The organism is Pectinatus cerevisiiphilus (assembly GCF_004341685.1).
GTDB classification, from domain to species: Bacteria; Bacillota; Negativicutes; order Selenomonadales; family Selenomonadaceae; genus Pectinatus; species Pectinatus cerevisiiphilus.
Window position 1 is genome coordinate 177,657 of sequence record NZ_SMAA01000002.1, and the last position, 16,674, is coordinate 194,330.

Consider the following 16,674-nt stretch of genomic DNA (forward strand, 5'->3'; position numbering starts at 1 on the left):
TCACTATCAACTATGTGCAATATTTTCCTTGTCAAGAATTTTGGTTATTGCGGCTTGGATTTCATTTTTGTCAATGAGGCTGTTGAGTAATATTACTCGGTCTTTAGGAAGATTGGCTACGGTTTCACCTAGAGTTTTTTCAATAAAGAAGTAGTCGGCAAGATCTGGTGTTGTACTCCCAACATCGGAATGATCTACAGTTATTTCTTCCTTTACATTCATAGCTTTTAAAATGCTCTGAATATTCATCTGAACCATAAAACTACTGCCTAATCCGGACTGACAAATACATAAAAATTTCATGATAAATTCTCCTTTTTATAAATGGTAATATTATTTACCAGAAAAAACATTGGCAAGGGCATCAACACTTTTAGCGGCCAATAGCTGTTGCAGCTTGCTGTCATCTATTAATATGGCTGTTAATTGTTGCAAGATGTCAACATGGCTGGTAGCATCTGGTGTCGCCAAAAAAAACCACAGTCGGGCGGGATGCTTGTCATTAATAAGAAAAATTTCTTCTGTTGTTTGCAATAACGCAAGGCATGCTTGTTTAGTGCTGGGGAGTGGTCTGGCATGTGCCAGGACAATCTGCGATCCGATATTCATATAGGGTCCCTTTTCCCGACAAACTGTGATGACATTATTGACATAATCATTAGATATGATTTTTTTAGCAAGTAGTGGTTTGGCTGATAAAGTAATGGCATCTTGCCAAGACATGTCTTTTCCTTTTGTTTGCTGGATATATTCTTTAGTAAGTAACACCATAAGGATCGTATCCCCTTTTTCTTATTTTATATAACATATAATAGTGCTTTACATAGATTTAAACAAGTGCAATAATGACAATATAAATATGCAAATAATGAACCCCATTGACTGAAGGGAAGATAAAAAATGATAAATTTTTCTCAATATAAACATGGTAATGAATTACTCTATACACTTTATCAGGCAGATACAGCAATCCCCATAGAAAATTTGATGGATAAGCTGCATTTGTCGCGGCGAAGCGTTATGTATATATTGGAGCATGTTAATCAAGAACTATCTGAAAAACAGATTTTACCGGTGGAAAATATTAAGGGAGTCGGTTATTTCCTTTTGCCGAAAGCTAAGCTGGGTTTGCAACCATTTGATACAAATACAAAACAGAAGGTTGCGTTATATTTACCTAAGCAGTGGTCGCTGGATATCAAGACTATGACGCAGGAAGAAAGCCTGATCCTTTTTGAATACATAATAATTACACAGGAACAAACGTCAATCAATGAGCTTATGGAAATCTTTCAAGCATCACGCAATACAGTATTGAACCGGCTGCGCTCTTTAGATCTTTATAATCAGGAAAATGATTTAGAAATAAAGGTAACTTTAAAAGGGCGAATCATCGTGGGTTCGGAATTAATACAACGAAAATGGCTTTTGGAAAATTTAGAGACAATACTAATACTTTTAAAAAAGAAGAACCAGTTTTCTTGTGAAAAAGATATTTCAAGGGAACTACACAAGTATGAACAAGAATCGGGCAATTATTTTACTGATGATGCCCGGCGTATTTTAAAATATTTTTTGACATGGTACTCTAATCGTTTGGCGAGAGGAAAAATCTTAGAAAAAATAGATAAGAAGATAAGCCATTCTGATCGGCTGGATATGTTATGGGAAGAAAAATTTTTACGGAAAAGAGGGATATATTCACTTATAGAACGTAAATATCTATCTAAGATATTACAAATTTATGCTTTTTCAAAAATAAATGATAAAACGCAGTTCTATAAAAAAATGCATAAAATTGCAGAAAATATGACGAACCAATTCTTCTTGATTTCGGGGCTAATGCCGGGAATACATCATCATATGATTATAGATTCCCTGACGGTTCATCTGGTATCTGTTTATCATCGCATTACTACCGGTCTTAAATACCATAATCCTTTATTGGTACGAATAAAGACCTCCTACCGAAACTTATTTATTATTTCTCGGGCGGCAGCCCAGCCATTGATAGATTATTTGGGTAAGCCTGTATCTGATGATGAAATTGCGTTGCTTACAACATACTTTGGCAGTGACATCCGCGTAGACCAGATGGATGATAATATGCAGATTTTAGTGGTTTGCTCCAGCGGGATTGGCACATCCCAATTTATGCTGATGCAGTTGCGAGAAAAATATCCGCAGTTACTTTTTACTGGGCCTTTTTGTATGGCAGAGTATCTGCACCTGTCTTTTCATAATATTGGTTTGATAATTACTACTATCGCTTTGGAGGAGCGTCCGCAAAAAGATATACCAGTCGTGCAGATTTCTGCTTTACCAACAAAATACGAATGGAATTTGCTGGATAAGAAATTGTTGGCACTAGGATTTACTGTAGTCGAATATAAACAAGAAAATATTCAACAGATTATGGATTTGATCGGTAATTATGCAAAAATTGAAGATGCGAATGGATTGAGTAAATGCTTGCAAGAATATTTTCAGACGAAACGGCAAACCCATTGGAAAATGCATACCTTGTTTAACAGTGAAATGGATTCGCTGTTAAAATATGTCACATTTGTTCCTGAGCAAATTATAGATTGGAAAGAAGCAATTCGCGTTGCTTTTCAACCATTATTGGAGCATCATTTTGTTCGTAAACAATATGTGGAACAAATTATTAGGCTAAATGAGACAAATGGAAATTATATGTTTCTGGGAAAAGGTGTACTGCTGGCTCATGCAAAACCAGAAGATGGTGTCCTAAGTCTTTCTGTGGCAGTAGCTTTATGCAGAGGGAGTGTTCCTCTGGGGAATGGTAAAAATGTGAAATGTATAATATGCTTGGCGCCAATTAACCAGACAAGCCATTTGGATTTTTTGGCAATGCTTTTACAACACATCAACGAGGATGATTGGTGTAATAAATTATATCAAATGAAAACACAGCATGAATTAGAGGACTTTTTATTAGAAGCATTTTAAAATAATAGTAAAAATGTACGTGATAAGGATATGCATTTTTGCCATAAATTATTTGGGGCAGAAGTAAAACCTTGTGCCGGTATAAGCGGGGCTGCAAAAAGAAGCAGCAGGATAGAGGTGTCCCGCTGCTTCAACGATTTTCTGGGTATTTATAGATTAAGTTGGTGCTATTAAAATATTACTGTGGAAAACTTTATATTCTTTAATTATTCGTTACGGCATTGCTTTTTGCCGGAACGGATTGTTTTTTGCCATTCAAACTGTATTTCAAGGTCAGTACAGTAATGCTGGCAATGAGCATGAAGGCGGACATGAGGAAGTAACCAAAGTTAAATGAACCGGTAGAAGTCTTTATCCAGCCCATCATATATGGACCAACCCAGCCACCAAGGTTGCCGCAGGAATTGATGAGCGCTACGGAAGCCGCGGCAGCAGGACCCGTAAGGAAGGTCGTTGGTATTGTCCACCATACACCCATGGATGCATAGATACCGATAGCTGATAGGCAAACAAGGAAAAGTGCTGTGTACATATTTGTGGCAAACGGGCTGAAACCAAGGCCGATAGCGCCGACGAGTAAAGCACCGGAAACATGCCATACTTTATCGCCTGTTTTACTCGAAGTGCGGCTGATTATCAGCTGGACAACCAGTGCAGCTATCATCGGTATCGCGATAGCACCGCCTAAAAGCTGTGTTGACCAACCAGACAAGCCTTTAAGGACGGTCGGCATCCAGAAATTGAAACCCCAAAAACCAATTACCCACATGAAATAGATAAAGCAGAGTTTTAAAACTTTACGATCAGTAAATGCTTGCCAAACGGTATATTTTTTTATGCTTTGCAGACGTGTTTGTTCTTCGTTATAAGCATGGACAAGGTATTTCTTTTCTGCATCTGTGAGCCATGATACTTTTTCTGGATGGTCTTTTACGCAAAAGAGGAAAAAGATGGCGAAAAGAATAGCTGGGATGGCTTCTAATATAAACAGTTCCTGCCAGCCATGCATACCGAAGACGGAAGTGTTGAGCAGGAAACCAGCCAACGGTGCGCCGACTATTGTAGAAAGAAGTAAGGAAGTAAGCATAAGGGAAGTAGCACGGGCACGTTCATTTGCGGTGAACCAACGGGGGAAAAGGACGGAATAAATAACAGGATACAAGCTCGCTTCCGAGGCACCTAAAAGAAAACGGTAAAGGTAAAATTCAAATTGTGTATGCATAAATGCCATGAGAATGCAGACAATTCCCCACGAAAACATAATGCGGGCAATCCATTTGGCTGCAGAAAATCTTGCGGCAACAAGTGAACCAGGAATTTCAAATATTAAATAACCCATAAAGAAAATACCAGCACCGGCACCAAAGATTTCTGGTGTAATCCAATTGAGATCCTGTGTCATTGTAAGGGCTGCATAGGCAATGTTTACACGATCAATGCAGGCAACGATAGAAACAAGAAATACCGGCAGGATGATGCGTAAATCCCTTTGTCGTTTTAAGTGAGCGAAATTGATAGTATCCATAATATAATTCCTCCTAAAAATAAAAATAACCCCCGTCCAAAAAAGGACGGAGGTTTTGTTTTCCGTGGTGCCACCTAAATTCCCGGCATTATTAATAAACCGGGCACTCAAACGTACATTATAATACGCGTTTCCTGTAACGTGGATCAGACGTTTCGGCTTACAGAATCGTTCAGCCTCACTCCTCAAGGATGATTTTCTTCTCTGCTTTGGTTATCGTCTTTCAGCCGGATGACAATTCTCTGTGAACCTTGGGCAAAGAATACTTTTTCCTATCACGGAATTTTGATTTATGCAATTACAAGTTTACAAAAACTTGATGTAAAATAATATACACGCATATTTTTTATCTGTCAAGTTTTTTTATGATATTTATTATAAAATATCAGATTTTAGCTATATTTAATAATAGATATGGACAATAATTTTTATATTTTAATAATCGTATAGTGATGCATGAAGTTAATACTGATCGAACATTTTTTGTATGTCGGATAAATTGTGTGTTTTCAACAAAGCTAATTGCAATAAGATACGTGCTTTTTGAGGATTTAATGTTCCACCATTAAGAAAATGTTCGTCTGTATATGATTGTTGTGCTTTGATAACTGCTCCATTACCTACTCTGGAACTTCGTACAACTACTATTCCTTGGGCTGCTGCCTTTGATAATTCTGCTTCATCTGTTTCATGGATGCTGCCATCTCCTGTGCCTGCATAAATAATTCCCTTGGCTCCAGCGTTTACAGCAGCTGAAATTAAAGCGCTATCACCATTGGCATGTCCATAGATGATTGCTACATATGGTAATGAAAGTGCTCCATTTAGAGAAAAATCACTATTTATAGTATTGCGACGAGTAGTTTCTCTATAAAAAACAGGAGTACCACCCTCCATATAACCCAAAGCACCTAACTCGGGAGCTTTAAACGTACTGGTCATTAGGGTGTTCGTTTTTGTGACATCACGTGCTGCATCGATTTCGTCATTTAAGGTTACGAGTACCCCTTTGTTGATAGCTTGTTTACTGGCAGCTATGCGTACTGCATTCAAAAGATTCATAGGTCCATCAGCACTAATTGCGGTTGCTGGGCGCATTGCACCAACAATAACAACGGGTTTTTTGCTTTTTACGGTGAGGTTTAAAAAATATGCAGTTTCTTCAAGTGTGTCAGTTCCATGTGTAACGACAATACCATCAACATTATCTTGAGCTAAGAGACTATTTATTCTGTCGGCTAATTTTATCCATATGGAATCTGTAATATTATTACTGCTTATATTGCAGATTTGTTCGCCTGAAATATTGGCATAATCTTTCATTTCGGGTACGGCATTTATCAGCGTATCAATATCAATAGCACCTGCTTTATAACCTGTGGTAGCTGTATCAGAGGATGCTTTTCCTGCTATGGTACCACCAGTTGCTAATATTACAATATTTGGTTTACTGGATGTTTCGGCAGACACAGTGGATATACTTAGTATACCTATAATGACGACCATGATAAAAATTGAAAATTTCTTTTTCATTACATATATTCCTCCAAATTCAAATTTAGAAATGCTCGTGTCTATTAATCCTTGATAAAAATTAATCTAAGCGATAAAATCCCTTTTATTTTGCACCATTTGTATTGATATGTTTTATTAAATTTATTTTTTCTTTAAATTATAAACATATGCAATAAATACCAAATATTATATAATATATACAACATATAATCAATGTTTGTCAAAGACTTTGAGAAAGTAATGTGCAAGTTTGGAGAATATATATTACAAATTATAGAAAAAATTAAAAGGTATCCGTAGGTTATCAATAATTTTTCACTAGGGTGAAATATTTCATTAGGGATAAATGTAGATATGTAGATATTGTTAATGTTTTTTCCTAGAGACATTACTAGATACCGTTTTAGTTTGACAAATATCTTAAAGACGAAGTACTATATAATTAATTTTCGGCCTATTAGCTGAAGTTTTGTAATAGTTTTTATCGCTTAGGCAGGAGAACTTTTTATAAAAGGGGTAGGAGAATGACTTTACAACAATTGAAATATATTGTGGAAATAGTCAATTCAGGTTCCATAAACACAGCGGCACAAAAGCTTTTTGTATCACAGCCGAGTCTTTCCAATTCGGTGAAGGCATTGGAGCAGGAACTGGGAATAGATATATTTATTCGCACAAACCGTGGTGTTTCTTTATCTTCAGACGGTCAGGATTTCCTCAGCTATGCTAGGCAAATACTTGAGCAAACAGAACTATTGGAAAGACGCTATCTGCATAAGAAACCTTCAAGACGGTTATTTTCTATTTCCACGCAGCACTATGCTTTTTCTGTAAATGCTTTTGTAAACCTCATTCATGAATATGCGGAAGATGAATACGAATTTACTTTGCGTGAAACAAAAACGCATGAAATAATTGACGATGTAAAAGATATGCGTAGTGAAATTGGCGTTATTTATCTGTGTTCTTTTAATGAACAGGTCATAAGCAAAATACTCCATGAAAATGATTTAAACTTTATTGAACTGTTTTCTACAAAGCCATATGTTTTTATGAGCTCGCGCCATCCGCTTGCCGACAAGAAAAAAGTTACATTTGCTGATCTCGAACCTTATCCGTGTCTTTCATTTGAGCAAGGCACATATAATTCGTTTTATTTTTCGGAGGAAATCCATAGTACCGTACCGCATAAAAAGAGTATTCGTGTAAGTGACCGCGCAACGCTTTTTAATCTTGCCATAGGTTTAAACGGCTATACCATTTCTACCGGTGTACTTAGTGAAGATCTCAATGGCAGCAATATTATTTCTGTACCGCTTGAAAGTGAGGAAATAATTCGTGTCGGTTATATTTATAACAAGCATGCCCATTTAACTCCGCTTGCACAAAATTATATTGATAAGTTAAAGCATTATATTGCGGCTAGTGTTATAGCTTAATCCTATAACTAATTAGAAAAATAAAACCTTAGTATATATCGTGATACTGAGATATAATATACGTATGAAGTCTTTGGCGGCAGGATGCTTGCACGCAGTGTTTTCAGGCGGGACTTTATTAATCAAAAATTTAGGGGGTATATTTATGGCGCCATTTCGCTATGATATAGTGGGCAGCTTTTTGCGTCCGCAGGCTTTGAAAAAAGCACGTATTCAATTCAATGAAGATAAAATTAGTTTGAAGCAGCTGCGAATAATCGAAGATGAATGTATAAGTGATTTAGTTGATAAAGAAAAACAGATTGGTTTAAAGGCTGTAACTGACGGCGAATTTCGCAGAGCTTTTTGGCATTTGGATTTTTTGGCGGAACTTGATGGTGTGACAAAGGTTGGAGCGAAGGCGTGGTCTGTAGCTTTTAAAGACCATCAGCCAAAAGCGGAAACAATAAAAATTACCGGAAAAATTGATTTCCCGGTAAACCATCCTTTTGTTGAACATTTTAAGTTTTTACAAGCACAGGCAGGCGAAAACCATATTGCTAAGCTTACTATTCCGTCTCCGTCAATGTTGCATCTTATTGTCTGCATGCGTGCTGAAGAATATACACCTATCAGTATTTATGAAAATGAAACCGATTTATATAAAGATATAATTGCAGCTTATAAAAAGGCAGTTAAAATATTTTATGATTTGGGCTGCCGTTATCTTCAGTTTGATGACACTTCATGGGGTGAGTTCTGTTCGGTGAAAAAGCGTGACGCTTACGCTAAAAGGGGCTTTGACCTTGATGCTGTAGCGGAAGCTTATGTAGCGGCTATAAATGAAATTATTGCGGATAAACCGGCTGATATGACAATTACTATGCATATTTGCCGTGGTAATTTCCGCTCGACATGGTTTTCTTCCGGTGGATATGAACCTATAGCTGAAACGTTGTTTGGCAAATGTAATGTAGATGGATTTTTCTTGGAATATGACAGTGAACGGGCTGGTGATTTTAAACCATTGCGTTTTATAAAAGGGCAGAAAGTTGTTTTAGGGCTTGTTACGTCCAAAACTCCTGACTTGGAAAATCCGGACAATATTGAAGCACGTATCAGGGAAGCAGCGGCATTTGTTTCGTTGAATCAGCTATGCCTGAGTCCGCAGTGCGGCTTTGCCTCAACAGAAGAAGGCAATGTTTTGACTGAACGTGAACAATGGGAAAAAATAAACTTGATTAAAAAAATTGCTGAGGATGTTTGGCAGGCATAAGGTCTTGCCAAAATCTCCCTGACTGTGTATGAAGGCAGCCGGGGAGGTTTTTTATTTTGGAACGGAATTGTAACTTTAAGATATGCTATAATATATTAATAATATTATGTAAGGATGAAGTTCATGTTAACTCCTCGTCTGCGGGCTGCTGCTGATTTTGTGCCCGCGAATACCGTTATTGCTGATATCGGTACGGATCATGCCAATCTGCCTGTTTATTTGCTCAAGACAGGTAGAATCAAAAAGGCCATTGCCGTTGATGTGCATGAAGGTCCATATCGGATAGCACAAAGGACTGTCAAACGTTATGGCATGGAAAGTAAAATTGATGTAAGACTGGGCAATGGGCTGACGGTCTTACAGCCAGGTGAAGCTGATGTGGCTGTTTTTGCAGGAATGGGCGGACAGCTTATAAATTCCCTGTTACAAAATTCACCGCAGGTAACAGCTTCTTTAAACGGACTTATTTTGCAACCGCAGCTTGCCAGCGAAAAGGTGCGACGCTATATTTACGATATTGGTTGGCATATAAAAGATGAAGCTTTGGCTAAGGAACAGCACCATATTTATCAGTTGATCTATGCTGTCCCAGGGGTGCAGAATATGCCTGACGAACTGGCACTTAAAGTGGGACCTGTGCTCTTAGTGAAAAGGCCGCCGCTTTTTTTGAACCATATTACCGGATTGTTGCACTGTAGTAAAAAGATACTGGCGGGGCTTGGCCGCTCCCGTACGGAAAAAAGCGGTGAACAGTATCAAAGCTTAGTTGCGTTCATAAAAAAGTTGGAGATGATAAACGATGATAAAATGTCAGGTTGTAATGGAGGCAATGGAACGGATCGCGCCTCGCATTCTGGCGGAGGAGTGGGATAATCCGGGACTGCTTATTGGTGATCCTGCCCAAAAAATAAATAAAATTATCACTTGTCTTGATGTCAATGAAGCCGTGGTTAATGAGGCTATCGAAAAGAAATATGATATGATAATTTCCCACCATCCTTTTATATTTCATGCTTTAAAAAAGATACGTACTGATTTACCAATGGGAAAATTGATACAGAAATTATTAAAAAATAATATAGCTGTTTTTGCCGCACATACCAATCTGGATAGCGCAAAGGGCGGTATTAACGATATGCTGTGCGAGCTCTGGCATTTGCATAATGTCCAGATGCTCAATGTTAACTTTGCGGAAGAGTTGGTCAAGCTGGCGGTATTTGTACCTAAGAGCCATGCGAAAGCAGTTCGTTTGGCAATTGGTAAAGCAGGGGCAGGTTATATAGGCAATTATTCATACTGCGCTTTTGAAATGCAGGGAATGGGACATTTCCTCCCGCTTGCCGGAACAAATCCCTATATAGGCGAAATAGGAAAGATTGCATCAGTTGATGAAGTGAAGCTGGAAACAATTTTACCTGCCAAAATAAAAGACAGGGTTGTTCGGGCAATGGTAAAGGCGCATCCTTATGAGGAAGCCGCTTATGAGATATATCCGCTGAAAATGACGGGTGAGACTGCCGGCTTAGGCCGTATCGGTGAACTGGAAAAGGTAGTTCCATTTGAAGAATTTGCCGCTATGGTAAAAGATACCCTTCAGATAGACCATATTCGGCTCGTGAGAACTAATGACAGAGAAATAAAAAAGGTAGCCTTATGTAGTGGAGCCGGTGCAGAATTTCTCAGCACAGCTAAAATGCGGGGCGCTGATGTGTATATTACTGGTGATGTTAAATATCATGAAGCGCAGAAAGCCCAAGAACTTAATATAAACCTTATAGATGCCGGACATTTTGGTACAGAATACCTTGTTGCCAAAGCACTGGCTGGTAAATTGGACACGTACGCAAAGAAAAATAAATGGAATATAGAGATCTCTTATGATAAGGTGGCAAAAGACCCTTTTGTTATGCTATAATGCGCATTAATAAACAAAACCGTAACCTTAAGGGTTGCGGCTTTATTTATGTTTTGCTAGTGCGATATAGTGCTATATTGCCTGCAAATATGCATGGAAATGTTAAATTTTGTTTAAAAAATTTATGCATGTTTAAGCTTTTTATAGTATAGTAGTTAGTGGAGTTTAATAAAATATTATTTTAGAAGGATGAATTTGATTTATGCGCTTATTGACGAAAACAGATCGAACAGAAAGCTTTGTTTTTCTCTTGGCATCTTTGGTTTTTTATATCTGTCTGGTTATATTTTACATAAACATAGGACAGGATATGGGACCTGTAAATTACTTTGCGTATTTGCTGCCAACAATAATTTCTCTTTATCTGATTCAGTATTTGACACATACTAGTTTGTTTTCCGGCAAATTTTTGGCTCATGCCATTCCCGGGCTGGCATGGTGCATTACTTTTCCTTTGTTATATTCATGGACATACAATTCAACATGGTATATATCACTGATACGTGTGGATTTTCTTTTTGGTACAGGTCTTTTTATTCTGCTCGCGGCTTTGCAGACCGTGTTTTTGCAAACACGTATATCCGCTAAGATTATAGCCGCTTTATTTGCAGTATTTGATATATTATGTCTTTTTATACCTTTGCTGGAAGTAGGTTATTATCTTATATATCAGCATTGCCTGACACCAGCCACTATGATGGCGCTTTATTTAACAAATCCGCGTGAAAGTGTGGATTTCCTTCAATCCAATGTTGGTGGTCTTAAAATAGTGCTCGTTTTGGTAGGCATCTGCCTTGTTTTGTATGCTATGTACAAGATAAATTATCGGTTAGCTTTGAAAATAAAAACGTCTGTGTTTGGACGTAAAAAGAAAATTATACTGTATTTATTTACGATTTTTACAGCTGCTTATTCTTTCTTTTTCCTTTTTCCGCAAACGTCAATTATAAACAACTGGGAAGAAGTATCTACTTACGTTCACCAGACACAAAAATACAGCCTTAATTATACAGAACGGTTTGATGATATGAAACTGTCAAGCGCAACTACTTTGGCGCAGAAGGCACCGGGAACAGTCATTATGGTAATTGGCGAGTCAGCCTCCCGTAACTATATGAAGACTTATACGCCTTCCTTTGCTTATGATGATACCCCATGGTTGGAGCAGCGTAGACAAGATCCTGATTTTGTTGTATTCAATAACGTTTATTCTTCATGGGTGCAAACGGTTCCAGTTTTGCAGAGGGCATTGACGGAACAGAGCCAGTATAATGATAAACAGTTCTACAATTCATTGTCTGTCATTGATGTGGCGAAGAAAGCCGGTTATGATACCTATTGGTTCAGTAATCAGGGACGGTATGGGCAGTATGACAGCGCGATAACCTTGATAGCGAAGACAGCTAATCACGCAAAATGGACAGACGATTCGTATGTATTTACCGATCAGGTAGATGGTGCGTTGTTGGACTTTCTACCGGAAATAGATCCTACTAAGAATAATTTTGTCGTTTTGCATCTTATGGGCAGCCATATTTATTACAATAATAGATATCCGGCTGACTTTGAAAAATGGAAGAATGACGATAGTACTTCTACGGAACCGGCATATGCCAATAGTATTCTTTATACTGATTATATTTTGTCGCAGATATATGATTATGCTAAGAAAAATCTGCATTTACAGGCTATGGTGTATTATTCCGACCATGGTGAAGATGTAAATATATCGCATAACCCTGATGTATTTAAATTTGATATGGTTCGTATACCTATGTTCGTTTACCTTTCTAAAGAATATCAGCAAACTTATCCTGTGCAGACCAATACATTGCAGCATAACCAAAACCAATTTTTCACTAATGATTTGATATATGATACTATCTGCGGTATCTTAAATGCCCCTTCCAACCATTATGATGCGGGCCAAGATTTTTCTTCGCCGCAGTATCGGTTTAATCTGCAAAATCTAACGACGATGCTGGGACAGAAGGAACTTACAGAGGATCCTTATCTTCCAAAACAATAATGTGTGTAATAAAATCTAACATCAGATGAAAACATGGTGTTCAGAGTGTGGACAATAAACTCGAATTCCTCCCCAATATGTTAAAATCATATTGGGGGGATTTTTTTTATGAAATAGACGAGCACAAAAACAATTTGTAGCATTGGATGATTTAGTTCCAAAAGACCAATATCCTTTGTGCTATAGATGAAGTAATAACCATAACTCCGACCTCGCGGCAGGGAAACAGCCTAAGCAAAATCATCCATAAAGAGTCGAGTAATGCTGGGAATATTTTTGCGGGAAAAATTAAAGCAAGTGAAATTCCTAATATGTCCAAAGGTGAAATTCTCGAAAAACTACCACCAGTAGTTTTTTCATATGTGATATTTTAATGGGAAAATTAATTTTTGCGGATAAGTATAATAAAAGCACCTGCTGTCGATAAATGCAGGTGCTTTTATCTTTGGTCTGACACCAGGTGAAAACCTGGTGTTTTTTGTTTTACGGATAAGTTGTTATATTAGAAAATTTTCTTACAGTAATATGGTTTATTTACTTATATATTCCAGTTTTTTATTGAGAATGGCAAATGTCAATAAAAGACGATTTACGATGTGTGATAAGCAGGAAAAATCATTTTGTTTATTGTCATTTAAATCATAAAAGGATATTTCTGCACAAGTTTCTTTTGCCGATAAGTCTATCTGGTTAGCTATAATTTGGACAGAGGCGGTGCGAATGTTATTTATTGTTTCATCAATTTTTATAGCAAGTTTTTTTAAAGCAAGTACAGAAGCATCTGTTGGTGGTGAAAACTGCAATAAGCAATGATATTCTTTTTGAGCATGTGTGTAATAAAAAGTTGCTAAAGCATGAAGAAAGATACAAGATGAACGTACTGAAGCAGTGCGCTTGGCAGCTATAATTTTAACGTCTTTTTGCAGATACTTTTTGTAGAAGGGAGAGAGCAGCACTTCTGGGCCGACAAAGCGATCAACACCAATGATGTATTTTGCTTTTTTTAAGCAACTGGTTATTTCTGATAAAGACATATTTTCATAGGCGATAGCTTTGAAACATAAGTTATCAATCCCCAGTGCAATGCAATACGAAATAAGGGTTTTGGTATATGGTAATAGATTGTTAAAAACATATACAGTTGATTTCTTAGGAATGCGTGCGATTTCTAAAAAAAAAGTACTGGTTGGAATTAATTCAAAAATAAATAAGCGCTGAGACGGTAATACATGACGTAGTTTATCATATTGGGTCGGGGCGCAAATATAAAAATCAGCTGGAGCTATGTTCTGTATTTCATCAGTGCGGAAACAGGAAATGGGTATTTTCCCATTTAGTATATTTTCAGTTAGAAGACATATTTCATTTGCAATAAGATGGTTGCTACCAACAGCTGCAATTACTGGCATCATAAAGTATCAACTCCTTTGGTAACAAAATTTTTAACAAAAGTGATAAAAGCCTCTGTAGCATGTGATTTAGTACGCGAATTTTTGTAAGCCATATAATGGGGCAGAAAAAACTGCGGTGAAAAAGAAATAGTCACTAAATTCGTATCAGTTTCACATAACTCTCGAGGAAGAATAGATATACCTGCACCACTAGCCACTAAACTTTTTATAGTCTGCACCTGCATAGGTTCAAAAATAAATTGCGGTGGTGGATCTATTTTATCAATATGCTCTTTTAAGCAATGTCCGAAGAATCCACTGTTTCTTGATAAAATAATTTTTTCTTCGCTGAGAGATAACCAATCAATGGAGTTCTTATAACGAAATTTGTGGTTAAAGCTGCAACATAATGTTAATTCATTATTACCTAAGAACATATGTGTAAAAGCCGGATTATCTGAAGTGAAGAAAAATGCAGTGTCAATTTTTTCTTCAGATAAATCTTGCTGTAAGGTAAAGCTGTCTTTTTCTACTAAAGTTATAGTGATATTTGGATATAACTTACTGAATTTTTGCAATATCTCGGTATCGGGATTAAGGCTCCCTAGGTTTGTTATACCAATAGTCAGCAGCCCACCGTTTAAATTTTTTAAATTATTGATTTCCAGTAGAGTTTTAGATACACCTTTCATGACATTTTCGACATGCCGATAAAAGATTTTTCCTTCTGTTGTTAATATAATTTGTTTTTGGCTGCGATCAAATAATTGTATTCCTAATTCATCCTCTAAGCTGTGAATAGTATTGGTAACTGCAGGCTGAGAGATATAGAGTCGCTCAGCAGCTCGCGTAAAGCTTTTTAATTTACTGACCATAAGAAAGTATTCTAGTTGCCGCAGTTCCATAAGTCTCTATCCTTTCGAAAACATATTTATTTTATTCTAACATATCAAATACATAGGTGGAAAATATATTCACGGAAAAACAATAATATAATTGAATTATTTCATAATAAAAAATTATAGTTACTGTTCTATTTATATCCACAGCTAAAATGAATAATTGCAATTTATAGAAAAAGGCATTTTCGATAGCTTTTTATACAAATTACTAAAATTTATAATATAATATTATATTTTAATAATGATGAATGATTTTTCTTTAACTCGCTTGTTTGCTATGATTGATTTGAAAAATGAATTAAACATAAGTAGTTTTTAAAATGCAATGAAAGAGGAGAAAAATTATGGCATCTACGACTATTGATAGCAAAGTATTTGGCTGTTTATTTAGCACAGATAAAATGAGGGAGATTTTTAGCGATAGGTCGCTGGTACAAAAATGGTTGGACACAGAAGCGGCATTAGCTAAGGCACAAGGAGAGTTAGGCGTTATTCCTAAGGAAAAGGCAGATGAAATAAATGCTAATGCTAATGCCAACTTGATAGATTTAGCTGCAGTGGGTGAAAATTATAAATCATCGATTACTATGGTTCCATTATTAAAAGAGTTTAAAAAAATATTACCAGGAAATGCTGGTGAATATGTGCATTGGGGTGCAACAAGCCAAGATATAGTGGATACTGGCCTTGTATTGCAAATGAGAGATGCATACGATGTTATTTGTGAAGATATGAAGATTTGCCAAAAGCATACATTAAATTTGGTAAAAAAGTATCGCAATACGATTATGTGTGGGCGTACACACGTAATTCATGCACTGCCAATTACACTGGGGTACAAAGTTGCTGTCTGGGCTGATGAATTGGGTCGGGACATACAACGCTTGGAAGAGATAAAGAAAAGAGTTTTTGTCGGTGAAATGGCTGGTGCTGTTGGTACGCTTGCTTCTCAACCTAAAAAAGGATTGGAAACACAGAAACGTATGATGGAAATATTGCGATTGGGTATCCCAACTATTGCATGGCATGTAGCCCGTGATAATCAAGCTGAATTTGTTAGTACATTAGCAATTTGCGCGGGGACATTAGGTAAGATTGCCCATGAAATTTTGACATTGCAACGTACTGAAATCTTAGAGTTGGAAGAACCGTTCTTTATGGGAAAAATTGGTTCTTCTACGATGCCGCATAAACGTAATCCACAAGTAGTGGAAGATATTATTGCGGTGTGCCGCAGCGTGCGCAGTATTGCGCCTTCAATTGTAGAATCCATGGTCAGTGAAAATGAACGTGATTGGGGTTGCTTTCTTACAGAATGGGAAGCAATTCCGCGGGCATGCCATCTTCTGGGAGCTGCTCTGGAAAAATCAAAAGATGTGTTGCAGCATTTAATTGTTTATCCAAAACATATGGAAAAGAATCTTTATAAATTAAGAGGTTTGATGATGAGTGAATGCGTTATGATGCATTTAGCACCAAAATTAGGACGCATGACAGCACATTCTATTGTTTATCGTTGTTGTATGAAAGCTTATGAAGAAGAATCTCAGATGAAAGATGCGCTAAAAAATGAACCAGAAGTACGTAAGGATTTTACTGATGAAGAAATAGACAGAATGCTTGATCCGCATAATTATATTGGCTATGCGCCGCAGTTCGCAGATCGTGTATTGGCTAAATATGGAGTTGAATAAAAACAATCATATGACAGTCGGGCAAGTATAAAAAGC

At 36.9% G+C, this 16,674-nt stretch carries 13 protein-coding genes and 1 other annotated feature; of the genes, 7 read left to right on the plus strand and 6 right to left on the minus strand.

The annotated features are described in order from the left end of the window. Positions 1-6: 6 nt before the first annotated feature. Together EDC37_RS01965 and EDC37_RS01970 are read right to left on the minus strand one after the other, a co-directional pair. The gene (locus tag EDC37_RS01965) at positions 7-303 is read right to left on the minus strand and encodes a PTS sugar transporter subunit IIB (protein ID WP_132547373.1); all 297 of its coding nucleotides are present in this window, start codon (positions 301-303) and stop codon (positions 7-9) included. 30 nt (positions 304-333) lie between these two features. Beyond that, complete coding sequence (locus tag EDC37_RS01970) at positions 334-771, minus strand: PTS sugar transporter subunit IIA (protein ID WP_132547375.1); 438 nt, start codon at positions 769-771, stop codon at positions 334-336. 129 nt (positions 772-900) lie between these two features. On the opposite strand from EDC37_RS01970, the gene EDC37_RS01975 reads away from it, so the two are divergent. Beyond that, positions 901-2,973, plus strand: coding sequence for a BglG family transcription antiterminator (locus EDC37_RS01975; protein WP_132547377.1), 2,073 nt, complete (start codon positions 901-903; stop codon positions 2,971-2,973). A 202-nt stretch (positions 2,974-3,175) separates the two neighbouring features. Here EDC37_RS01975 and EDC37_RS01980 read toward each other — a convergent pair whose 3' ends face one another. Together EDC37_RS01980 and EDC37_RS01985 are read right to left on the minus strand one after the other, a co-directional pair. Further along, positions 3,176-4,498 (minus strand): MFS transporter, encoded by a 1,323-nt coding sequence (locus EDC37_RS01980; protein WP_132547379.1) that lies wholly within the window; start codon positions 4,496-4,498, stop codon positions 3,176-3,178. A gap of 39 nt (positions 4,499-4,537) precedes the next feature. After that, positions 4,538-4,786: a binding site (T-box leader), on the minus strand. A gap of 174 nt (positions 4,787-4,960) precedes the next feature. Further along, positions 4,961-6,031, minus strand: a complete 1,071-nt coding sequence (locus EDC37_RS01985; RefSeq protein ID WP_132547381.1) for an asparaginase — start codon at positions 6,029-6,031, stop codon at positions 4,961-4,963. 506 nt (positions 6,032-6,537) lie between these two features. Between EDC37_RS01985 and EDC37_RS01990 the strand changes: the two genes are divergently transcribed. From EDC37_RS01990 to EDC37_RS02010, 5 genes are all read left to right on the plus strand, one after another. Continuing rightward, complete coding sequence (locus tag EDC37_RS01990) at positions 6,538-7,452, plus strand: LysR family transcriptional regulator (RefSeq protein ID WP_132547383.1); 915 nt, start codon at positions 6,538-6,540, stop codon at positions 7,450-7,452. A 145-nt stretch (positions 7,453-7,597) separates the two neighbouring features. Further along, positions 7,598-8,707 carry a 5-methyltetrahydropteroyltriglutamate--homocysteine S-methyltransferase gene (locus tag EDC37_RS01995; RefSeq protein WP_132547385.1) on the plus strand — a complete coding sequence of 370 codons (1,110 nt, stop codon included), beginning with the start codon at positions 7,598-7,600 and terminating at the stop codon, positions 8,705-8,707. Positions 8,708-8,830: 123 nt separating this feature from the next. Then, on the plus strand, positions 8,831-9,580 hold the full coding sequence (locus EDC37_RS02000; RefSeq protein ID WP_231040150.1) for a tRNA (adenine(22)-N(1))-methyltransferase: 750 nt from the start codon (positions 8,831-8,833) through the stop codon (positions 9,578-9,580). Continuing rightward, on the plus strand, positions 9,507-10,622 hold the full coding sequence (locus tag EDC37_RS02005; RefSeq protein ID WP_132547389.1) for a Nif3-like dinuclear metal center hexameric protein: 1,116 nt from the start codon (positions 9,507-9,509) through the stop codon (positions 10,620-10,622). The genes EDC37_RS02000 and EDC37_RS02005 overlap by 74 nt, the downstream gene beginning before the upstream one ends. Before the next feature lie 202 nt (positions 10,623-10,824). Then, positions 10,825-12,651, plus strand: a complete 1,827-nt coding sequence (locus EDC37_RS02010) for a phosphoethanolamine transferase (RefSeq protein ID WP_132547391.1) — start codon at positions 10,825-10,827, stop codon at positions 12,649-12,651. A 530-nt stretch (positions 12,652-13,181) separates the two neighbouring features. Here EDC37_RS02010 and EDC37_RS02015 read toward each other — a convergent pair. Both EDC37_RS02015 and EDC37_RS02020 read right to left on the minus strand, forming a co-directional pair. Further along, a complete protein-coding gene (locus EDC37_RS02015; protein ID WP_132547393.1) occupies positions 13,182-14,063 on the minus strand; it encodes a hypothetical protein in 882 nt (293 codons plus the stop codon). Then, positions 14,060-14,947 (minus strand): LysR family transcriptional regulator, encoded by an 888-nt coding sequence (locus EDC37_RS02020; RefSeq protein WP_132547395.1) that lies wholly within the window; start codon positions 14,945-14,947, stop codon positions 14,060-14,062. Before EDC37_RS02020 ends, EDC37_RS02015 begins: the two co-directional genes overlap by 4 nt. A gap of 341 nt (positions 14,948-15,288) precedes the next feature. Here EDC37_RS02020 and purB point away from each other — a divergent pair, with 341 nt between their 5' ends. Continuing rightward, positions 15,289-16,638 carry an adenylosuccinate lyase gene (purB, locus tag EDC37_RS02025; RefSeq protein ID WP_132547397.1) on the plus strand — a complete coding sequence of 450 codons (1,350 nt, stop codon included), beginning with the start codon at positions 15,289-15,291 and terminating at the stop codon, positions 16,636-16,638. Positions 16,639-16,674 lie beyond the last annotated feature (36 nt).